The sequence below is a fragment of the Limnohabitans sp. Rim47 genome (genome assembly GCF_001517545.1).
Classification (GTDB): Bacteria; Pseudomonadota; Gammaproteobacteria; order Burkholderiales; family Burkholderiaceae_C; genus Limnohabitans_A.
In genome coordinates, this window is sequence record NZ_FBYA01000001.1 from 157,132 (window position 1) to 178,775 (window position 21,644).

Consider the following 21,644-nt stretch of genomic DNA (forward strand, 5'->3'; position numbering starts at 1 on the left):
GTTGAGTTTGCGGCAGGCAAGCCCTTCGGCCAAATGTGAGCAGGGCCAGATCACCTGTTTTTGACATTCGTCATGGTGCGTTTGTGCACAAACCGGCAGACTGAATCCATTCAGAACCCGGAGGTTGTTTTCATGACACAGCACAGTGCGCTTCAAATCATTCGAGACGAACACGCCTCATTGGCGGCCATGCTCCAGTCCATGCGCATGATGGTCAAGCGCGGTCCTGCAGAAGATCGGCGTAACTTTTTTGACGTCGTGCGCGGCATGCTGTTTTACATCGACGAATTTCCAGAGCGCTTGCATCACCCTAAAGAATCCAACCTGTTGTTTCCCAAAGTCGTGAAGCTGGCCCCCAAAGTGATGGGGGCCATTGACAAGCTGGAACGCGATCACATGGCCAGTGAAAAAGCCGCTCGCGACATGCAGCATTTGCTGCTGGCTTGGGAGCTGCTGGGGGCAGGCCGCCGCCAGGCATTTGAAGAAGCGTTTGAAAACTACGTCAACTTTTATCTGGAGCACATGAACCTGGAAGAAACAGTGATCCTGCCCGAGGCAGAGCGGTGTTTTTCAGAAGACGATTGGCGTGTGCTGAATGCGGCGTTTGCAGAAAACGCCGATCCTCTTACAGGGCATTACCCGCCTGCTCAAGAATACGAAAAACTTTTCAGCTTGATCGTGACCCGCGCACCTTCACCGATTGGTTTGGGTTGAGGTGCTGCGCGCAACTGTCAGGGCGGTGACAAATGCGGGTAATCGGTGTAGCCCGCGTCCCTTCCGCCGTAAAACGTGGCGCGGTCTGCTGTGTTGAACGGCCCGCCCTGACGCAAGCGCAGACCCAGATCGGGGTTGGCTATAAAGGGTCGGCCGAACGCCAGCAAATCGGCACCTTGCGACAGGGCTTGTTCGGCCAGCGGCAAGTCGTAGCCATTGTTGAGCATCCAGGCGCCTTGGCCACCTGCAGACGCGTAGGCGCGGCGCAGTGCCGCGTAATCAAAAGCAAGGGGCCCTTGCTGGTGGTCACGAGGCCCACCCGTCGATCCTTCGATCACATGCACATAGGCCAGGCCCATCGGGCCCAGCAAACCGGCCACGTGCTCAAACAAGGGCTGAGGCTGTTCATCGCAGGCGTCGTTGGCGGGCGTGACGGGTGACAGGCGGATGCCTGTTCGGTCTCCGCCAATTTCGGCAACCACCGCCGCCATGACTTCGTTCAAAAAACGGGCGCGGTTTTCAACCGTGCCGCCGTAAGCATCCGTTCGCTGGTTGCTGCCAGAGCGCAAAAACTGGTCGATCAGATAACCGTTGGCGGCATGCACCTCGACCCCGTCAAAACCGGCGGCGATGGCGTTGGCCGCAGCGCGGCGGTAATCCTGCACGATGCCGGGCAATTCGCGTGCATCAAGCGCACGAGGGGTTGATGTGTCCATGAACTTGGCCTGGCCATCGACCAGCAACACGGTTTTGGTTTTTGCCGTGATGGCTGACGGCGCCACAGGCGCGGCGCCGCCCGGCTGCAAACTCGTGTGCGACACGCGGCCCACATGCCACAGCTGCATCACGATCTTGCCGCCCTCTGCGTGCACGCCGTCTGTGACCTGTTTCCAAGAAGCGACTTGCGCTTCGCTCCAGATGCCGGGCACATCGGCATAGCCTTGGCCTTGGTGGCTGATGGCCGTGGCCTCGGTGACGATGAGGCCCGCGCCCGTGACCGGGTTGGCGCGTTGGCGGTAATAGGTGGCCATTCGTGCGTTGGCCAGTGCGCCGGGTGCGCGGTTGCGTGTCAAGGGGGCCATCACAATGCGTGAGGCTAAGTGCATGGCACCGACTTGGCAGGGTTCAAACAAAGAGGTCATGTGTGCGGTTCAAACAAAAAAGGACATTGAGGGCCTGTTTCAGTGAGCGTAATCTGGGCTCTCGCGTTGCAACTTTCGCAGCAACGACGGCCAGACAAACGCACCGCCCAGGCCGCCGGTTTGCACGCGTGAGGCATGGGCCACCCCCGTCAGGATTTGCGGGTCCACGGCCGTCAGGTCCGCCGGACCGGACTGGCCCGCCAGCGCATCCACCTGAATGCGGCAGGTGTTTTCAAACGTGTACATCGACAAGAAAGCATCGGCAATGGTCTTGCCCACCGTCAGCAGGCCGTGGTTGCGCAGCATCAAAAAATTGGCCTCGCCCAGATCGGTTTGCAGCCGCGTTTTTTCGTCGTCGCGAATCGCCACGCCTTCATAGCCGTGATAGGCCAGCGATGCCAGCACAAAGGTGCTTTGCTGACTGATGGGCAGCACGCCGTGCTGTTGCGCGCTCACGGCCACGCCGGCACGGGTGTGTGTGTGCAGCACGCAGCCCGCATCGGGCCTGGCCTCGTGCACTGCGCTGTGGATCACAAAGCCCGCTGGGTTCACTGGGAAGGGGCTGTCATGCAATTTGTTGCACTGCATGTCCACCTTGACCAGGCTGGAGGCGGTGATCTCGTCAAACATCAGGCCATAGGGATTGATCAGGAACTGGTGCGCATCGCCTGCCACCGAGTGCGGCAGCTTGGCGCTGATGTGGGTGAACACCAGATCGCTCCAGCCATACAGCGCCACCAGCCGGTAGCAAGCTGCGAGGTCCAGGCGCAACTGCCATTCATCGGGGTGAACGCTGTCTTTCAGGGAGGGAATTTCAAACGCCATGAACGTGCTCCGGAGCATTAAAAAGGAAGCTTCAGCTTAACCACAGGCCGTGCAATGGATTGACGTCTTGGTGACTGTGTTTTTGTTGAGGCTTGTCACCTTCATCCCGTGGTGGGTGTTTTTTAGACACGTCTTTGCTTGGGGCCTTTGGCCTATCAGTGTGGCTTAGTTGCCAAGTTGGGGTGGCGTCAGAGTGGCTTACGCGTTTTGAATTTCACCGCCTTCACGCTGGCCGTGTCAGCAGTTCCAGTCGCGTCAGAAACCTGAGTGCAAATTGCCCGCCGTCGTCCTGCGGCCCGCACATTTCCCAAGAGGCCTGCAGTTGTCCGCATACCGCCGGGCGATCCGGCTGGCCGAAGATCTTGCAACGCCGTTGCTCGTCCAGCTGCACGCAGGGCACGCCCGCAGGTTTGCCGTCCGGCATGCCCGGTATGGGCGATGAGATGGACGGCGCAATACAGCAGGCTGCGCAGCCAGGACGGCAGTGCGCCGCGTGAGTGTGGGGTGAACTCATCGGGGCCAGAGCGCCCAGAGCTGCAAAGGCTGCTTCATGCGGCCGGCCAGCTCGCCCGCTGCGGGGCCGGATCCGGCGTAGTAGTCGGCGCGCACCGCACCCACGATTGCCGTGCCGGTGTCTTGGGCCAACACTAGGCGGTCGAGCGTGGTTTGTGTGCCGACGGATTTGAGCCAAACGGGTGTGCCATACGGAATGCTGCTGCGGTCCACTGCGATCGAGCGTTCGGCTGTCAGCGGCACACCTTGTGCGCCCTTGGGGCCGGGCGGCACGGCACCGACCGGCAAGGCTTCTTCCTTGAAAAACACCACGCGCGGGTTTTGCCACAACAAGGTGTTGACGCGTGTCGGGTTGCGCTCAATCCAGGCCTTGATGCCGGGCCAGGAGGCGTCGCGGATCAGGTTTTGGTCGAGCAGCCAGCGACCAATGCTTTTGTAGGGCTGATCATTTGTTCCTGCGAAGGCAAGACGCACCATGCGCTGGCGGCCATCGGCTTCGGTCACATTCACCAGCCCCGAGCCCTGAATGTGCAGCACCATCGCGTCAACCGGGTCGGCCAGATAAACCAGTTCTTTGCCCCGCAGTGCCGCGCGTGCCGCTGGCGTGGTTTCCATCTCTTGCCGGGTGTACCAGGGCTTGCGCTTGTTCAAGTCGGCGGGGGGGGCATACAGCGGCACCTGGAAGCCGGGTCGCGGCTGGCGCTCGGCATTCAGCACGGGTTCGTAATAAGCGGTCAGCAAGCCTTCGGTTTGTTGGCTGAGCGATTCCACCCGGTAGGCTTGCAAGTTTTGCCGTATCCAGTTGCGCTGAACGGGTGCCGAGGCACTGGCCAGTTGCCGCACTTGTGGGCACAGGGCGACCCAGGGTTTGCTTGGGCGCGAACAGCTTTGCAGCCAGGCGGGCCAAGCTTCGTGCAGTGCGTCAGTGTCCAGACCGGGCAGATCCGACCAAGGCACCGGCACCCATCGGCTTTTTGCTTGCATGATCGCGGGCGGCAAGGGCCCGGTCTCGCGTGTTTGTGGCGTGGCCGATGGGCTGGCTTGGCCAGGTTCATCGCGCACTGGGGCGACCGAGCAGCCGACCAGGCTGCCTACAATCGCAGCCAACGCCCAGCCCGAACGCAGCCGGGTTGTCAAAAGAAACGGAATTGTGCTCATGGCCCTTATTTTGCTGGAAGCCTTGCTGGCCTTGGCGGTCTTCGTCTTGATTGTGTGGTGGACCATGTTTTCGGGTCGATCCAAAGGCGAGTTGCCGCCGCCCGCAAACCCCGAAACCCCCAAAAACCCCGAGCAGGACGACAAAACGCCTTGACCCCGGTCGCCGGCCGTTCTCAATCCAGCAGCGTTCCCGCCCCTTCAAACCGCTGTGCGTAGTAACGGTTGTTCAACTGGTCCACGCGCACGCCAGTGCGGGGGTTGCTGGCATGCACAAAGCGGCCATCGCCGACATAAATGCCCACATGCGAGTGACGTGCCCCCAGGGTATTGAAAAACACCAGATCGCCGGGTTGCAGGCGTGTGCGGTCAATGGGGCGAGATTTTTGGCCCAGGTCGGCTGATGTGCCCTTGACCGGCAGCCCCGCCGCTTCGCGGTAAACATGCGAGACCAGCCCGGAACAATCGAAACCGGTGGCAGGGCCTCTGCCGCCCCAGGTGTAAGGGGTGTCCAGCAAGGACAAGGCAAACAAGGCCAAGTCGTTGCGTTTGGGGTCGTAGGCGGTGTGGCCTGTGACAGGATCGCTCGCCGGCGCTGTGCTGGGCCATTGCGACGCCGTGGCCGATCGCGGGCCCGGCGATGAGCAACCCGTCAACACCAGTGCCAAGCCCAGCCCTCCCAGCGCGAGGGTGTGCCGCACGCCGCACGCCCATCCTGCCCACGAACCTGGCGCTTGGCTCATGTCAAGGCCCGCATCAGGTTGGCCAATTCCACGGCCGACTTGACTTCCATCTTGTCGAACACGCGAGAGCGGTGCACCTCGACCGTGCGCACGCTGATGTCCAGTTGGTCCGCGATCAGCTTGTTGGGCAGGCCTTCGACCACCAGGCGCATCACGTCGCGTTCGCGGTCGGTCAGTTCGCCCAGGCGCGATTGCAAAAAATTTTGCTGCGTGCGTGCCACCAAGCGCTCTTGCGACAGCAACAAGGCCTGTTCCACGCGGTCCACCAGGGCGTTGTCAGAAAACGGTTTTTCGCAAAAGTCAAAAGCCCCGCGCTTGACGCTGTCCACCGCTGTGGGCACGTCGGCGTGCCCGGTCAGAAAAATCACAGGCCAGGCCTGCGCGAGCCCGTTGGCTTGCAATTGTTCGAACAAGGCCAGTCCGCTCAGGCCCGGCATGCGCACGTCGAGCAGGATGCACCCGGCTTGTTGGGGCAATGGCGTGGCATGGGGCACTTGGGCGGCTTGTTGCAGCATGTCCAAAAAGGCTTCGGCGCTGTCGTAAGGCTCGCTCAGCAAGCGCCGCGTGCGCAGCAACCAGGCCATGCCTTCGCGCACGCCAATGTCGTCGTCAACGATGTAGACCATGCTGTCAAAAGGAAGGTGCATGGGGCGATTCTAGGCGGTGCCTGTGGCGGCATTGCCGTCCGCGGCCGGCAGGGTAAAGCGAAAAACAGTGCCTTTGGGCGCAAGCGGCTCGAAGGCCAAATGCCCCCCGTGTTGTTCGACCACTGTGCGGCACAGGCTCAAGCCCAAGCCCATGCCTTCGACTTTGGTGGTGAAGAAGGGGTTGAACAACTGGGTTTCGATCTCGGGCGCGATGCCAGCACCGACATCGGTCACTGCAAATTCGACCCAAGCATTTTCAGGGTTGGACGCGGCGCGTTTGACGTGCAAGACCAGCACCCGATCGCGGCACTCCGGCAGGTCCATGGCTTGCATGCCGTTGCGCGCCAAATTGAGCAAAACCTGTTCGACCATGGTGCGGTCGCACCACACCAGGGGCAAGCGTCCCTCCACCCGAATGTGCACCCGAACATGCAGTTTGCGTGCTTGCAGACTGACCAGTGGCGATATGGCGTCGAGCAGGGCTTGCGGCGCCACCGCCTCGCGGGCCTGGTCGCGGCGTCGCACAAAGTCATGCACGCTGTTGATGACACGCCCCGCCCGCTCGGCCTGTTCGGCAATGCGCCGCAACGCCATGTGCACATCGTCTAGGGTTTGCGGTTCGGCCTGTGGGTCTTTCAGCAGGTTGAGCGAGCCGTTGGCATAGCTCGAAATGGCGGCCAGAGGCTGGTTCAATTCGTGGCTGAGCAATGACGCCATCTCGCCCACGGTAGCCAGTCGGGCGGTGGCTTGCAGGCGCTCTTGGCTGGCGCGCGACAGCTCTTCGATGCGGCGCTGCTCGCTGATGTCGATCACCGCGCCCATCCAGCCCGTCTGTTCACCTCGCACGCTGATCAGCGGCGCTTCGATGATCAGTACCGGAAAGCGCGTGCCGTCTTGTCGCATGAAGACCGATTCAAAACCTTCCCGGGGCGGGGCGTTGCCGGCCAGACGAATGGCCTGGCGTTGCTGGTATTCATCCACCATTTCGGGTGGCCAGTAAGGCATCGGGGCGTTTTGACCGATCAGTGCCTCGGCCTCCCAGCCCACCATTTGGCAAAACGCGGGGTTCACATAAGTGATGTGCCCTTGCAGATCGCGGGCTCTCAAACCGGTGACCAGCGAGTCTTCCATGGCTTTGCGAAATGCCAGGGCGTCGGCCAGGTCGCGTTCAGCCTTGAGGCGGCGTCGGGCATCTTTGGCCAGCAACACCATCACGGTGATCAGCGCGATCGACATGCCCGTGACCAAGGCCGTGAGCACATTGGGGAACAAATCGGGCTCACCCCGCCGCCCGTCCATGCGCAGCAGCAAGGTGTTGCCAGGCAAGTCAACCAGTTGTTGCGTGGTGAAAATGCGCCGCTCCCGGCGTTGGGTGCCGGCAATGGCCAACCGTGTCCCGTCAGGCTCGACAAAAGACAGCTCGTTGCGACGGCCAAATGTGGGCCCCAGCCGTTCCGTCAGCAGCTCTTGCAGGCTGTACGTCACCACCGTGTAGCCCATGAATTCGCCAGCCTGCGTCACGGGCAAACACAGCTCCATCACCTCCATGCCCAAGCCATCGGCTTGTGGCAAAAAGTAGGTGCTGGAGTAAGCCGGGCCATTCAGGCGCTTGGCGCGTTGGCAGGCTTGGGCGGCTTCGTTCAGCACCTCGGCGCGTGCGATTCGCTCAAACGCGGGCGCACGCAAGGGCGAGTCGGAAAAAGACAGCAGCTGCCAATTTTTGTCACGCCATTCCAGACGCAGCCAATCGCGGTTGTCGCGCAACAAAGTTTGGGCTTCGGGCTGCCAAGTGGCGGGCATGTAGTGCCCCGATTGCAGTGCTTGTAAGGCCTGTACGTGGCGTGACAGGCTGTTGCGCAAGTCGGACACGGCATCGGCGGTGTCGCGTTCCAGCTCGGCTTGCACCTGGCTGGCCTCATAGCGGCCAGCCAGCCAGACCAGTGTGACCAGCACCGCCAGCACCAAGGCGATCAGGGCTGCCCACAAGGACCTTCGCCCCGAACCCCAGGGCAGCATTTCATCGAGTTTTGAACGCCAAGGCGACCAGATCTTTTGCCACGCCAAAGCGATGCGAGAGGTGCCTGTTCGTTTCATGGTGCGTCAAGGTGGGGCGATTTTTTGCTGTCCCCGTTGCTGCTGTTCACTTTGGTGACCCGTGGTTCAGCCCAGCTGCCGTCGATCAAGAATTCCTGCGTATTGGCTTTGGCCAAAGGGTTTTGTAAAAACAGCTGGGCCAAAAACGCGGTCAGACCCACCACCGGGTTGATTGCGATACCGGCGACCAAAGAGGCTGTTCCGGCGTCCAGTGCGGGCAAAATCACCACCCGCAGCTTTTGGGTTTCATGTGCGATATCGGCCGAGCCATCGAGTTGGACCAGCGCGTTCACGCCCTTGATTTGCATGTTGCGGGTGTTGGCGATGCCCTGTGTGATGGTGACATCACCGAGCACCGAGTCAAAGGCAAAGCCCTCGTAAAACACGTCACGGAAGTCCAGCAACAAACGACGCGGCAAGGCTTGCAGGCTCAAAACCCCCAGCAACTTGGCGGCACCTGCATCGGCTTTGAGAAACTGGCCGCGCCCCATCTTGACACTGAACTGCCCGGACATACTGGGGTAATGAAGGGCCAAAGGCGAGCCTTGCCAGCGCACCGATCCTTCGAGTTGCCCGGTGCCTCCACGCAAGGCGTCGGGTGTGCCCAAGCGCGTGAGCAAGGTCCCGGCATCGGAGACATCCAGCTTGAAGTTCATTTCGGTTTTGCGTTGCTGCCCGCCGTCGCCAGCAGTAAGCCAACGCCCCGTGCTGCGCAATGTGGCTTCGGGCAAGACGATGTTGAACTTGTTCAGCTGCCATTCGGGTGCGGTTTTGAGGCGTGTTCTTTGCTGCTCGGTATTGATGGCCTCGATTTCGATGCGGCCGAGTTTTTTGCCACGCAGCTCCAGCTGTTCGACCACGATGTCCAGTGAGGGCAAATTGACCGGGGGCGCTTCGAGCAGGCCCTCGACCTCGGCCACGCTGGAGGGTGGCAAGTTCAAGCGCGACAGCCGTGCATAAAGATGACCCAATTGCTCGCTGCCGGGTTGGCGATAGACCACATGTCCGTTGAGCTCACGGGCATCGACATTGGTGCGCCACGTCGCCCCTTCGCGAACGGCGCCTGCCACTACTTGGTGCAGGGTGCGGCCATCGGCGGTGATGGTGTTGGCCTGCAGGCCGATGCGTGTGGGCAAATAGGCTTGCCAAGCGGCTTGGCCTGGGCTGACTTTTTCGGCGTCCGACACCACGTTGGCGGGCAACAAAGCTTGCCATTCGTCTACAGAAAAATGGTCCAGAGCCACCGAGGCCGAAACGCCTGCGTCGGGCAAAGTTGGCGCTTGCGTGCTCGGCAAGCCTAGGGTCAAGCTGCCGCGCAAAACGACAGGTGCCGGGCCTGCCAAATCCCGCACATAGTTAGCTGAAGCGATGTTGCCCCATTCCAGCTGAACCTGATCACGCAAACCGCTGCCCGTGCTTTGCACGCGCATTCGAAGAGACAAAGGGGCGCTGCTGCCTGCGGGCTTGCCCAATGGCGTTGGCAACTTCAATGCCAGACCGTCCAGTTGGCTTTGCACAGACAGCTCGGGTTGGCCCTGCCGCCAGCCCAGCTGCGCACTGTAAGCGGTGGCACCGCTGGCGTGTTGCGCCAGTGCGTTGAGCGGCGCCAACTCTTTGGCTTGGCGCAGGCCTTCAGCGGTGACTTGGCCTTGGGCACGCAGTTGCAGGCCCGTCTCGGGTTTGGCGCCGTTGCTTGTGCCCGCCGTTACAGACAGGCCGCCTTCAATGCGAACAGGGCCGCCCAGCAAACGCGCTTGCATGCCGGTCAAGGTGAACCCCGATTCTGTAAATTGCAGCGTGCCCTGGGCTTTTTCCAACAAAGGGGTTGCGGCCGTCATGCGCAAATCGTTCCCCGCCAGCACGACAAGCCCTTGCACTTTGGTGTCCTGCGGCGTCAGCAGTGGCACGGTCAGTTTGAACCGGGTTTGCACGTTGCCCGTGGCTTGCGTTTGGCGCAAAGCCCCCGACAGCAGCGCGTCCAAGGGAGACTTCTGCACCAGTGTCAGCACTTGCGTGGCAGGGCCTTTGTTTTCGGCACTGACGTTCAGTACAGGGTTGTGCGCCATGTCTGCTATGTCGACCTGGCCTGCCGTCAGGCTCAGACCTGTGCGTGCATCGCCCACCCGCGCGGAGGCATCGGTCAACTTCATGCCCAGACGGTCAAAGACCAACTGACCTGTCAGCTTGTGCAGGCGAGGCCAGGGCAGGCTTTTCGATGGCAGCAGGGCAGCAGGGATGTAATCCAGCTCAATATCCCGCACCCGTCCGGCGAAGCTGAAATCACCTTCTTTGGGATCGGCAAAAGGCATTTTTGCAAGATCACCCTTGATCTTGACCTGCACGTCTGAATAGACGCCTTTGGCCACGGCATCGCGTACAAATTGACGCACGCCAGCAGGCAGTGTTAAGGGCAGGTATCGGTAAGCGCGAGATGCGTTGAGTTGTTTGATTTGACCCTGCAAATCCAGCACACCGGGACCGCCTCCGTCGGATGCCGCATGCCATTGGCCCTGCCATTCGCCCTGCACATCTGAATTGCTCAGTTTGAGTTTCCATTCGGGCACTTGCCATTGCTTGGCGTCGCGCTTGAAAACGGCATGCGCCCGCAATGCCTGTACACGCACTTCGGCATCTTCCAGAACGCCCGGTAAAAACAGGGCACCGTCAGCGCTCATGTCCACTTCAATGCGGCCCCCATCCTGGTTGAGGTTCAGTTTGGTTTGCGCGCTTTTTACGCCGGGCCAGCGGGCGCGGGTGTCGGTAGCGGGTCTGGTTTGTGGCGGCAGCGTGAGGCCATTCACGGTGACTTGCGTATCGAATTTGTCGGGCGATTGCCAGTCGCCTTGCCAGCGCCATTGCAAAGTTTCGACTTGCCCACTGACTTCTTGCTCGTGCAGGCGCTGGCGCAAAGCGTCGGGCAAGGGCATGCGCAAACCCACTTCTCGCAGCGCCAACAGGTCCAAATGATCGGCCTGAAGGTGGCCGCGTGCCGTGTTTTTGCCTTGGGGGTAGGTGTAGGCCAGTGAGAGGTTGCCGCCCGGCCAGGCCAGGCCTTGGTCGCTGGTGAACGTCAGATGTTGGGTGGACACCTCAAAACCGAGCGGGTTGATTTTGGCCCCTAAACGGCCAGACAACTGCTCGAACGCCAGTGGTGGCGTATCTGTGGTGCCGCTGGTTTTAACCCCTGTCAGTTGGATGTCGGCCAGCCCGCCGACCCACTGTCCGTTGGTGACATCGTTCCACAAACGCAGGCCACCTTGTCCCTTGGCGATGTTCACGCCCAAAGGGACGTGCTGACTCAATTGCGCCACATCGACCTGTGGAAAGTAGGTATAAACCTGGCCCGTCCAGTCGGGCCATGCGCCGGGGTGCATTGACAGCAGGCTGCGTTTGAAACGCCCCATCGTCACGAAGCGCTGTCCCCATTCATCGGGAGGCGTGGCGTCCAGGCGCACATCGTGGTGCCGAGCAGAATTGCGCAGCAGCAGGTCCACATCACGCAAGGCGAGTGTTGGCGGTGCTGCAGGGTCATCGGGCAAATCAGACGCTGTTTGGGCTGACGGCGGTGGCAACAAGCCTTTTAAGGGCGCGTTCAGGGCGCGCTCGTGGGTCCATCGCAGCGTGCCCCCACGCACAATGACTTCGCGCTGCCCAAACAACCAATCGGCCGCGGCACTCTGACCGCCACCGCTCTGCGCCCAATCGAGCCCTGCCACGCGCCAGCTGCCATCGGCGTTGAGTCGGATGTCGAGTTCGGGGGCATCCAGTACCAGCTGTTCCAGTTTCAGGCCCAACACCGACCGCACACTGATGGCGACCAAGACCTTGGGCAGTCGCAAAGCTGTGTGGCCTTCGGGGTCGAGCAATTCGATCTCGCGCAGCTCGAACGAAGGTGCCCAACCCGTGGACTCGGCTGAGATGTGGGCTATGCGCACTGGAACCCCGATGCTTTGCTGGGCCAAGCGTTCCAGGGTGGGACGGAAATCGCCAATTCGCGGCACAATCCAAAAATGCAAGGCGCCCCAGGCCAAGCCCAACAAAATGCCCAGCACCAGTAAGACCCATGCCATGGCCCGCATCAAACGGGACAGCACAAGGGTCAGGCGGGGAAAAGGGGGCAAAGTGGGCACAAACATTTGAATCAGAAAGTCAGCAGGAATTATGACCCGCAGCCAGCCTATGCACGAGGCACCCGCCGCAAATGATGTCAACCCCGCCGATGGGCCCCTGTATTCACGTTTCTTGCAACGCTTGCACCGCCGTTATGCCGATGTTTTGCCCCTTTTGCCGCCCGGCGAGCCCAACCGCGACAGCCTGATTGCCGCTTATGCCGCCTTGCAGGCCCGGGGCCTGGACACCAGCGCCGCATTGCGCGTGTTGCGACAGCTCACCCTGGAGCGCCTGGCCCAGTTGGATTGCACCCGGCAGGCCGCGCTGGAGGTGGTGACCCACGGCATGACCTGGCTGGCTGAGGTCACCCTCGACATCGCCTGGCAACAGGTCATGGCCGACTTGGATGTGCTGCATGGCGTGCCCACCAAGTCAGATGGGCAGCGCGCGGAAATGTGGATCATCGGCATGGGCAAGCTGGGTGCCCGCGAATTGAACGTGTCCAGTGACATTGACCTGATTTATGTGTACGACCAGGACGGCGAAACCTTGGGCAACAGTGAAGGCCGCAACAAAGTCTCTTGTCAGGACTATTTCACCCGCGCCGTCAAGCGCATGTACGCCTTGATCGGTGACACCACTGAGCACGGCTTTGTGTTTCGGGTCGATTTGGCCCTGCGGCCCAACGGCAACTCGGGCCCGAGCGTGGTCTCTCTCGATGCCTTGGAAGAGTATTTGCAGGTGCAAGGCCGCGAGTGGGAGCGCTTTGCCTGGATGAAAAGCCGGGTCGTGGCCCCGCGCAGCGCCGTGCTTAACGGCTCGGCGCAGGCTTTGCGCGGCGTGGTGTTGCCCTTTGTATTTCGCCGCTACCTCGACTACAACGTTTTTGAATCGCTGCGCACGCTGCACCAGCAAATCCGCGACCATGCGGCCAAACGCAGCGCGGGGCACCCCGAACGCGCCAACGACGTCAAGTTGTCGCGTGGCGGCATCCGCGAGATCGAATTCACGGTGCAACTGCTGCAGGTGGTGCGCGGAGGGCAATTTCCTGAGTTGCGCACCCGCCCCACGCTGGACGCGCTGCAACGCGTGGCCAAGGCAGGGCTCATGCCACAGGCCACAGCCGATGCTTTGGCTGCGGCCTATGTGTTTTTGCGCCAGGTTGAGCACCGCATCCAGTACCTGGACGACCAGCAAACCCATGTGCTGCCCACCCGCGACGACGACTTGGTCTGGATTGCCCGGACCTTGGGTTATTCCGGCAGCTGTACATTTTTGTCCGATCTGGACGCACACCGAGAAGTGGTGGCACAAGAGTTCGACACCTTGCTGGGCGGTGACCGTGAATGCAAAGGCTGCAATGGCAAAAATGGCCAACGCGAGCCGACCGAACTGGACGACATGGCCGGGATTTTCTCGGGCCGCATCGGCGAGCGCTTGGCGCAATGGCCAGCCAACCCACGTGTGCAAGCTTTGCGCGACGATGCACGTGGCCGCCTGATGCGCCTGCTGCAGCGCACCGCCCAATGGTTGCAAAACGGCCGCGTGAGCGAAGAGGCCGTGTTGCGCATGGTCGACTGGATCGAACCCCTGCTGCGTCGCGAGAGTTATTTGGCACTGATGCTGGAGCGCCCTTCTGTGCATGAACGGCTGTTGCGCTTGTTGGGCGCAGCCAAATGGCCTGCACGTTATTTGTTGCAACATCCCGGTGTGATCGACGAGTTGGCTGGGGGCAACTTGTTCGTCAGCCGTTTCGATGCTGCCGAATTTGAGGCCGAACTGCAGGCTCGGCGGCAGGCCCTGCAGCGCACTGGCGAAGACGACGAAGAAAGCCTGCTCAACTTGCTGCGCCGTGCCCATCACGCCGAGCAGTTCCGCACGCTGGCGAGGGACGTGGAGGGCGTGCTCACGGTGGAGCAAGTGGCCGATGACCTGAGCGCCTTGGCGGATGCCGTGCTGCGAGTGACCGCCCGCTGGTGTTGGGACCGCCTGAAGGCCCGTCACCGCGAAGAACCGGCGATTGCCATCATTGGTTACGGCAAGCTGGGCGGCAAAGAGCTGGGTTACGGCAGCGACCTGGACATTGTGTTTGTCTACGACGATGAGGACGAACGCGCCCAGGAAATCTATGCGGCTTACGTGCGCAAAATGATCAATTGGATGACCGTCAAAACCGCTGACGGCGATTTGTACGAAATCGACACCGCCCTGCGCCCCAACGGCAACTCGGGTCTGTTGGTCACCCGCTTTGAAGCCTATGCCGATTACCAGCAACAGCGCGGCAGCAACACCGCCTGGACTTGGGAACACCAGGCCATGACGCGTGCCCGCTTTGTCATGGGCCTGCCTGCTTTGGCCGCGCGTTTTGATGCGGTGCGCTGCGCCGTCATCAGCGCCCCGCGAGACGCAGCCAGCCTCAAGGCTGAAATCGTGGCCATGCGCGAGCGTGTGCGCCAGGGCCACCCGGTCAAGGCCGATCGTTTTGATGTCAAGCACAGCCCCGGTGCGATGGTCGACGCCGAGTTTGCCGTGCAGTACCTGGTGCTGCTGCACACCGCTGCCCACCCAAAGCTGGCCGACAATGTGGGCAACATCGCCTTGTTGATCCGCGCCGAAGAGGTGGGTTTGTTGCCATTGGGCATGGGGCAAGCTGCCGCCAACGCCTACCGCGAAATGCGCCGGGTTCAGCACCGAGCCCGTCTGAACGAAGAGCCTACCGATGTGCTTATGGAGGCACTGGCCACTGAGCGTGACGCGGTTTTGGCGGTGTGGCAGTTCGTCATGCAATGACACGGCTTTTTTAAGCGGGGTCAACCGCTAAACTCATCGCGCGCCAGCCAGGCGTGCAGCAAAGAGAAGCGTCATGAAAAAAAGCGGTGTTCGGGTGTGGGCAGGATCTTGGGTTTTGGCGGGTATGGCCAGTGCGGTTTGTGCTGCCGATGACGGCAAAGCCCCGATGGCCAGCAAACCCTCTCTCACGGTCACCGTGACCACCCCGCAAACGGCCAACATGGCCCAAAAAATCAAGGCCAACGGCTCTTTGGCCGCTTGGCAAGAAGCCGTGGTGGGGTCGGAGGCCAATGGGCTGAAGATCACCGAAGTGCGGGTCAATGTGGGCGACCGGGTGCAGCGCGGCGATGTGCTGGCGCTCTTGCAGGCCGATGCCTTGCGGGCCGAGTTGGCACAGGCCGAAGCCGCGCTGGCCGAAGCAACAGCCAGTGCGCAAGAAGCCCAGGCCCAGGCCGAGCGCGCCCGCAGCTTGCAGCAGCAAGGCTTTTTCAGCCATGCGCAACTGAGCCAAGCCCTGGCCACCCAGGCGTCTGCTGCCGCCCGCGTGCAGTCGGCGCGTGCCGTGGTGCAGTTGCAAAACGTGCGCTTGTCGCAAACCCAGGTGCGTGCGCCCGATGCGGGCGTGATCTCGGCGCGTCAAGCCACCGTGGGCAGCGTGGTGGGCGCGGGCACGGAACTCTTTCGCTTGATCCGTCAAGGCCGCATCGAGTGGCGTGCCGAAGTGACGGCCACCGAGTTGGGCCGCATCCAACCGGGCGCTCCGGTGCAAGTCAAGGCCGCCAGTGGCCAGGTGCTGCAAGGCAAGGTGCGCATGGTGGCGCCTTCGGTCGATGCGCAAACCCGCAACGCCTTGGTCTATGTCGATTTGCCCGCTCAAACCGGCAGCGCCCGCGCCGGCATGTTTGCCCAAGGCGAGATCACGCTGGGCCAAAGCCAGGCCTTGACTTTGCCGCAAAGCGCGGTGGTGGTGCGTGATGGTTTCAGCTACGTCTACACCGTGGGTGCTGAGCAAAAGGTCAGCCAGATCAAGGTGCAAACCGGTCGCCAAAGTGGCGATCGTGTGGAGGTGACGGCGGGCCTGAAGGCCGACGACCGTGTGGTGACCGGTGGCGGTGCATTCTTGAACCACGGCGACACGGTGCGCGTGGTCGATGCCGCGGCCAAACCCGCCGCCCAATAAACAAAGGGACGCCATGCTCAACGTCTCTTCTTGGTCGATCCGCAACCCGATCCCGGCCGTCATGCTGTTTGTGCTGCTGACGCTGGCCGGCTTTATCGCTTTTGGGTCTATGAAAGTGCAGAACTTTCCAGACCTGGACGTGCCCACCATCAGTGTGACCGCCAGCTTGCCAGGCGCGGCGCCCTCGCAGCTCGAAACCGATGTGGCCCGCAAGCTCGAAAACGCGTTGGCCCCGCTGCAAGGTCTCAAGCACATCACCACCAAAGTGCAAGACGGCGTGGTGTCCATCACCGCCGAGTTCCGCATGGAAAAGCCCACGCAAGAAGCGGTGGACGATGTGCGCTCGGCCATTCAAGGGGTGCGCGCCGATTTGCCCGGAGACCTGCGCGACCCGGTGGTGCAAAAAATCAATTTGGCGGGCACCCCGGTGCTGGCCTATACCGTGCGCTCTGAGCGCATGGACGATGAAGCCCTGTCTTGGTTGGTTGACAAAGAGATCACCCGCAAGCTCTTGTCGCTGCGCGGTGTGGGCGCTGTCAACCGCGTGGGCGGCGTGACGCGCGAGGTGCAGGTCTCGCTCGATGTGAACCGTTTGCAGTCGCTGGGCATCACCGCTGCTGAAGTGTCGCGCCAACTCAAACAGGTGCAGCAAGAAGGCGCCGGTGGCCGCATGGACTTGGGCGCGGGCGAGCAGCCGGTGCGCACCTTGGCCACCGTGAAGACGGCGCAAGAGGTGGGGCAAATTGAGCTGGCCACTTCGCGCGGCGCACGCGTGCGCTTGGACCAGGTGGCCACCATCCGCGACACGCTGGCCAATCCGCGTTCGGCGGCCAGCTTGGATGGCAAGCCCGTGGTGGGCTTTGAGGTGGTGCGCAGCAAGGGCGAGAGCGAAGTGGCCGTGGGCCGCTTGGTGCGCCAAGCGCTGGCCGACTACCGCTTGCAAAACCCAGACATCGAGATCACCGAGGCGTTTGACTTTGTGACCCCGGTGCAAGAGGAATACGACGGCTCATTGACGCTGCTGTACGAAGGCGCGATTTTGGCGGTGCTGGTGGTGTGGCTGTTTTTGCGCGACTGGCGGGCCACCTTTGTCTCGGCGGTGGCTTTGCCGCTGTCGGTCGTTCCGGCCTTTATTGGCATGGCCTATTTGGGGTTTTCCATCAACGTGGTGACTTTGCTGGCGCTGTCTTTGGTGATTGGTGTGCTGGTGGACGATGCGATTGTCGAGGTGGAAAACATCGTGCGCCATTTGCGCATGGGCAAGTCGCCCTACCAAGCGGCCATGGAAGCGGCAGACGAGATCGGCTTGGCCGTGATCGCCACCACCTTCACCTTGATCGCGGTGTTTTTGCCCACGGCCTTCATGAGCGGCATTCCGGGCAAGTTCTTCAAGCAGTTCGGCTGGACGGCGTCGCTCGCGGTGTTCGCTTCGTTGGTGGTGGCACGGGTGCTCACGCCCATGATGGCGGCCTACATCTTGAAGCCCATCGTCACCGCGGCGCACGAGCCGGCTTGGCTCAAGCGCTACATGGTTTGGGCCACTTGGTGCATGAAGCACCGCTTCGCCACCATGGTGCTGGCCACCTTGTTTTTCATCGGCTCCATCATGCTGGTGCCTTTGCTGCCCAAGGGCTTTATTCCGCCCGACGACAACTCGCAAACCCAGGTGTATGTGGAGTTGCCGCCCGGCTCGAATTTGGCCCAAACCCAGGCCAGCGCCGAACACGCCCGCCAGCTTTTGATGGCGGTCAAAGACGTGAAAAGCGTCTACACCACCATCGGTGGCGGCAGTGCGGGCACCGACCCCTTTGCGGGCGGCGGTGCCGCCGAGGTGCGCAAAGCCACACTCACCATCCAGCTGACCGAGCGCGGCACGCGCCCGCGCAAACAAGTGATTGAAAACGACATCCGCACTGCTTTGCAGCAAGTGCCCGGTGTGCGCACCAAGGTCGGTTTGGGGGGCTCGGGTGAGAAGTACCTGCTGGTGCTCACGGGCGATGACCCGCAGGCCCTGCAAACCGCCGCCATGGCGGTCGAGCGTGACTTGCGCACCATCCAAGGCCTGGGCTCCATTGCCTCGACGGCCAGCTTGGTGCGCCCCGAGATCGCGGTGCGCCCTGACTTTGCCAAAGCGGCCGATTTGGGTGTGACCACCGCGGCCATCAGCGACACCTTGCGCGTGGCCACCTTGGGCGACTACGACGCGGCGCTGCCCAAACTCAATTTGTCGGAGCGCCAGTTGCCCATCGTCGTCAAGTTGGGCGACGAGGCCCGGCAAGACCTGGGCACGCTCGAACGCTTGATGGTGCCGGGCAGCCGTGGCCCCGTCATGCTCAGCCAGGTCGCCAGCGTCGAGGTGGCCGGAGGCCCCGCTGTGATCGACCGCTACGACCGCCAGCGCAACATCAACTTCGAGATCGAGCTGTCGGGCATGCCGCTGGGCGATGTGACGGTGGCGGTGCAAAAACTGCCCGCCCTGCAAAGCCTGCCGCCGGGCGTGAAGGTGGTAGAGGTGGGCGATGCCGAAGTCATGGGCGAGCTGTTTGCCAGTTTTGGTCTGGCCATGCTGATCGGTGTGCTGTGCATCTACATCGTGCTGGTCTTGCTGTTCAAAGGTTTTTTGCAGCCCGTCACGATCTTGGCGGCCTTGCCGCTGTCGCTCGGTGGTGCCTTCGTGGGCTTGCTGATCGCGCAAAAGAGTTTTTCCATGCCTTCGCTCATCGGGCTGATCATGCTCATGGGCATCGCCACCAAAAACTCCATCTTGCTGGTGGAATACGCGATTGAAGCGCGGCGGGGCCGCCCCGCCACCGACGGCCACCCCGCCGTGCCCGGCATGAGCCGCTGGGACGCCATTTTGGACGCTTGCCACAAGCGGGCGCGTCCGATTGTGATGACCACCATCGCCATGGGTGCGGGCATGTTGCCCATTGCCGTGGGTTGGGGCGCCGCCGATGTGAGTTTCCGCTCGCCCATGGCGATTGCCGTGATCGGCGGCCTGCTCACCAGCACCGTGCTGAGCTTGCTGGTGATCCCGGTGGTGTTCACTTACCTCGATGATTTGGGGCTGTGGGCCGGGCGCATGCTGCGCAAGTGGCGCACCCACTGAGCTGGGGGCCTGTCCGTCATCTGGCAAAGACGACCGGAGCCCCTTGCACCTTCCCCGCGAAGGCGGGGATCCATGCATTCGGCGGTTGTGGATTCCCGCATTTGCAGGATCGACGAACGCCTTTTAAACCCCAGCCAGCCCTTCTCGCGTGGCATCGGCTTGCGCACGAATTTGTGCCCGGTCTTCGTCGCTCATCTTGGCCACATGCTTGACCATAAGTGCTGTGCGGGGGTTGCCTGAAAAGTCCTTTTCGTGGCGGATCAAAAAGTCCCAGTACAGCGTGGTCATGGGGCAGGCGCTGGGGCCGGTGCGCACATCGGGCTGGTAGCGGCAGCCTTTGCAGTAGTTGCTCATGCGGCTGATGTATTGGCCGCTGGCCACGTAGGGTTTGCTGGTGAAACGCCCGCCGTTGGCGTGCAGCGCCATGCCCAGCGTGTTGGGTGTTTCTACCCATTCCACTGCGTCCACATACATCGCGCGGTACCAGGCGCTGACTTGCTGCGGTGACAGTCCGGCCAGCACCGCAAACTGCCCGGTGACCATGAGCCGCTGGATGTGGTGCGCGTAGCCGTGTTGCAGGGTTTGGCCGATGGTGGCTTGCATGCAGGCCATGTGCGTGTCGCCCGTCCAATACCAAGGCGGCAGGTCGCGTGTGTGGCCGTAGTGGTTGGCTTGGGCCATGTGCGGCATGTCGAGCCAGTACACGCCGCGAATGAACTCGCGCCAGCCCAGCACCTGTCGGATGAAGCCTTCTACGCTGGCCAATGGCAGGCCGCGGGCGTGATAAGCCTGTTCGGCGGCGGCGATCACTTCGCGCGGGTTCAACAAATGCAGGTTCAGGCTGCTGCCCACCAATGCGTGCCAGCCAAAAGGCAGCGTGGTCCACATGGCGTCTTGCCAGGCCCCAAAATTTTCAAGGCGTTGGTCGATGAAGTGTTGCAGCGCCACCAAGGCATCTTCACGGGTCACGGGCCAGGCAAAGTGGTCTAGCGTGCGGGGGTGTCCGGCAAAGCGTTGGCGCACCACCGCGATCACGTCTTGCGTGACGCGGTCGGGCGCAAAGCGGGCCGGTGGTGGCACGGTGCCGGGGCCTTTGGCGCCAAAGCCTTTTCGGTTCTCAGCATCAAAATTCCATTGGCCCCCGATCGGCTCTTTGCCTTCCATCAGCACGCCATGGCGTTTGCGCATCTCGCGGTAAAAAAACTCCATGCGAAGCTCTTTTTTGTCGCCGGCCCAGCGGGCAAACTCGGCGCGGCTGCACATGAAATGCGTGTCGCCCACCCAACGCAGCAGCACCTGGGCTTGTTCGGCCGCTGCTTCGATCAGCCTGTCCATGCGCCAAGCCCCGGTTTCCATCACCACCAAGGCCTTGGGTGTGTGGCTTTGCAGCGCATGGGTCAGCCGTCCGGCGAAGTCGGCGGGCAAGTGCTCGTCGTCTAGCCGCAGGTAGGTAAAGGGCCAGTGGCGGCGGTGCGCCTCGTTGGCAAAGTGGCGCATGCCCGACAAAAACAGCGCGATGCGGGCTTGGTGGTTCCAGACCTCGTCCGCTTCACTGTCGGCCTCGATCATCAGCAGTCGGTCTTGCGCCGGGTCAAAGTCTTCAAAAGCTGGGTTGTCCCAGCCCAGCTGGTCGCCCAGCACCAAAATCAGGTGGCGTGTCATGCGGTGTCTTTTTTGAGTCATGGTGCTGCGGTTTGAGTCACTGATGTTTCAGCGGGTGACGTCATAGGCCTTGGCCGGGGCCGTGCCTTTGGCGGCGCGGCAGCGGTCGCTGCAATACAGCACGCTGTCCCAGTTCTTGGCCCAGCTTTTGCGCCAGCTCATGGGGCGGCCACAAACGGCGCAGGGTTTTTGCGGTAAATCCTGCTTGTTCCCCTTAAAACCCGAGGGTTTGGGCATGCGCTCCTCCAATGAAAATAGGGCTGGCGTGACAGCGTAGAAAAACAAGTTTAAACTAACCAGTCACAAAATAGATTTAAAAGTGCAAATGAATCACTCTTGGGTAAAACAATGGGGCGCCAGCCTGCTGATGGCCGTCTTGGCCGCTGTGCTGGGCTTGGGCCTGGACGCGGCGCAGGCCAGCCCGCAAACAGCGGCACAAACAGCGGCACAAACAGCTACAAAAACAGCGGCCTGCCCTGCCATCCTCAGCCACACCGTTGAAAGGTTGCAAGACGAAAAACCCCAGTCGCTGTGCCAGTACGCGGGCAAGGTGGTGTTGGTGGTCAACACCGCCAGTTTTTGCGGTTTCACTTCGCAATACAAAGGCCTGGAGGCCCTGAACACCCAATACAAAGACCAAGGCTTGGTGGTTTTAGGCTTTCCGTCCAACGACTTTGCGCAAGAAAAAGGCAGTAACAAAGAGATTGCCGATTTTTGCGAAAGCACCTTTGGGGTAAAGTTTCCGATGTTCACCAAAACCCAAGTCACGGGCGATGGTGCTGCGCCGTTGTTCAAACAGTTGACGGCACAAACAGGTCAGAAGCCCCGCTGGAATTTTCACAAATACCTGATCGGCCGTGACGGCAAAGTCATCGACCAGTACAGCAGCATGACCGGTCCGGACAGCAAAACGTTGCTCTCGGCGATCGACAAGGCCCTGAAAGCCAAGCCATGAGCCGA

16 protein-coding genes are annotated in these 21,644 nt (G+C 61.6%); 6 read left to right on the forward strand and 10 right to left on the reverse strand.

The genetic code is table 11. The annotated features are described in order from the left end of the window. The first annotated feature begins 132 nt into the window (after nt 1–132). Nucleotides 133–714, forward strand: a complete 582-nt coding sequence (locus tag BN3544_RS00730; RefSeq protein ID WP_036075084.1) for a hemerythrin domain-containing protein — start codon at nt 133–135, stop codon at nt 712–714. A 17-nt stretch (nt 715–731) separates the two neighbouring features. Here the strand turns inward: BN3544_RS00730 and BN3544_RS00735 are convergent, their stop codons facing one another. From BN3544_RS00735 to BN3544_RS00750, 4 genes are all read right to left on the reverse strand, one after another. Continuing rightward, on the reverse strand, nt 732–1,856 hold the full coding sequence (locus BN3544_RS00735; RefSeq protein ID WP_019429977.1) for an alkene reductase: 1,125 nt from the start codon (nt 1,854–1,856) through the stop codon (nt 732–734). Between the two features lie 39 nt (nt 1,857–1,895). Then, complete coding sequence (locus BN3544_RS00740) at nt 1,896–2,681, reverse strand: class II aldolase/adducin family protein (RefSeq protein WP_019429976.1); 786 nt, start codon at nt 2,679–2,681, stop codon at nt 1,896–1,898. Nucleotides 2,682–2,904: 223 nt separating this feature from the next. After that, entirely contained in the window at nt 2,905–3,195 is a 291-nt protein-coding gene (locus BN3544_RS00745; protein WP_026036647.1) for a YkgJ family cysteine cluster protein, read from the reverse strand. Beyond that, nucleotides 3,192–4,418, reverse strand: coding sequence for a murein transglycosylase A (locus BN3544_RS00750; protein ID WP_026036646.1), 1,227 nt, complete (start codon nt 4,416–4,418; stop codon nt 3,192–3,194). Before BN3544_RS00750 ends, BN3544_RS00745 begins: the two co-directional genes overlap by 4 nt. Here BN3544_RS00750 and BN3544_RS14330 point away from each other — a divergent pair. Beyond that, the gene (locus BN3544_RS14330) at nt 4,351–4,506 is read left to right on the forward strand and encodes a hypothetical protein (RefSeq protein WP_019429973.1); all 156 of its coding nucleotides are present in this window, start codon (nt 4,351–4,353) and stop codon (nt 4,504–4,506) included. The genes BN3544_RS00750 and BN3544_RS14330 overlap by 68 nt on opposite strands. A gap of 19 nt (nt 4,507–4,525) precedes the next feature. On the opposite strand, the gene BN3544_RS00755 is transcribed toward BN3544_RS14330, so the two are convergent. The 4 genes from BN3544_RS00755 to BN3544_RS00770 are packed head-to-tail and all read right to left on the reverse strand — an operon-like array spanning nt 4,526 to nt 11,903. Then, nucleotides 4,526–5,092 carry a C40 family peptidase gene (locus BN3544_RS00755; RefSeq protein WP_019429972.1) on the reverse strand — a complete coding sequence of 189 codons (567 nt, stop codon included), beginning with the start codon at nt 5,090–5,092 and terminating at the stop codon, nt 4,526–4,528. Continuing rightward, nucleotides 5,089–5,739 carry a response regulator transcription factor gene (locus BN3544_RS00760; RefSeq protein WP_026036645.1) on the reverse strand — a complete coding sequence of 217 codons (651 nt, stop codon included), beginning with the start codon at nt 5,737–5,739 and terminating at the stop codon, nt 5,089–5,091. The genes BN3544_RS00755 and BN3544_RS00760 overlap by 4 nt, the downstream gene beginning before the upstream one ends. Nucleotides 5,740–5,748: 9 nt before the next feature. Beyond that, a complete protein-coding gene (locus tag BN3544_RS00765; RefSeq protein ID WP_019429970.1) occupies nt 5,749–7,833 on the reverse strand; it encodes a sensor histidine kinase in 2,085 nt (694 codons plus the stop codon). After that, nucleotides 7,830–11,903, reverse strand: coding sequence for a YhdP family protein (locus BN3544_RS00770; RefSeq protein ID WP_231733877.1), 4,074 nt, complete (start codon nt 11,901–11,903; stop codon nt 7,830–7,832). Before BN3544_RS00770 ends, BN3544_RS00765 begins: the two co-directional genes overlap by 4 nt. A gap of 109 nt (nt 11,904–12,012) precedes the next feature. Here BN3544_RS00770 and glnE point away from each other — a divergent pair, with 109 nt between their 5' ends. The 3 genes from glnE (at nt 12,013) to BN3544_RS00785 (ending at nt 19,022) form a co-directional block, all read left to right on the forward strand. Continuing rightward, nucleotides 12,013–14,733: a bifunctional [glutamate--ammonia ligase]-adenylyl-L-tyrosine phosphorylase/[glutamate--ammonia-ligase] adenylyltransferase gene (gene glnE, locus BN3544_RS00775; RefSeq protein ID WP_050999102.1), complete on the forward strand. Its 2,721-nt coding sequence runs from the start codon at nt 12,013–12,015 to the stop codon at nt 14,731–14,733. A 73-nt stretch (nt 14,734–14,806) separates the two neighbouring features. Further along, nucleotides 14,807–15,913 (forward strand): efflux RND transporter periplasmic adaptor subunit, encoded by a 1,107-nt coding sequence (locus tag BN3544_RS00780; RefSeq protein WP_036075057.1) that lies wholly within the window; start codon nt 14,807–14,809, stop codon nt 15,911–15,913. Nucleotides 15,914–15,926: 13 nt separating this feature from the next. Next, nucleotides 15,927–19,022: an efflux RND transporter permease subunit gene (locus BN3544_RS00785; RefSeq protein WP_050999101.1), complete on the forward strand. Its 3,096-nt coding sequence runs from the start codon at nt 15,927–15,929 to the stop codon at nt 19,020–19,022. A 123-nt stretch (nt 19,023–19,145) separates the two neighbouring features. Here BN3544_RS00785 and BN3544_RS00790 read toward each other — a convergent pair whose 3' ends face one another. After that, the gene (locus BN3544_RS00790) at nt 19,146–20,684 is read right to left on the reverse strand and encodes a cryptochrome/photolyase family protein (protein WP_019429965.1); all 1,539 of its coding nucleotides are present in this window, start codon (nt 20,682–20,684) and stop codon (nt 19,146–19,148) included. A gap of 48 nt (nt 20,685–20,732) precedes the next feature. Continuing rightward, nucleotides 20,733–20,921: a DUF2256 domain-containing protein gene (locus BN3544_RS00795; RefSeq protein WP_019429964.1), complete on the reverse strand. Its 189-nt coding sequence runs from the start codon at nt 20,919–20,921 to the stop codon at nt 20,733–20,735. 88 nt (nt 20,922–21,009) lie between these two features. On the opposite strand from BN3544_RS00795, the gene BN3544_RS00800 reads away from it, so the two are divergent. After that, a complete protein-coding gene (locus BN3544_RS00800; protein WP_019429963.1) occupies nt 21,010–21,639 on the forward strand; it encodes a glutathione peroxidase in 630 nt (209 codons plus the stop codon). Nucleotides 21,640–21,644: the final 5 nt, after the last annotated feature.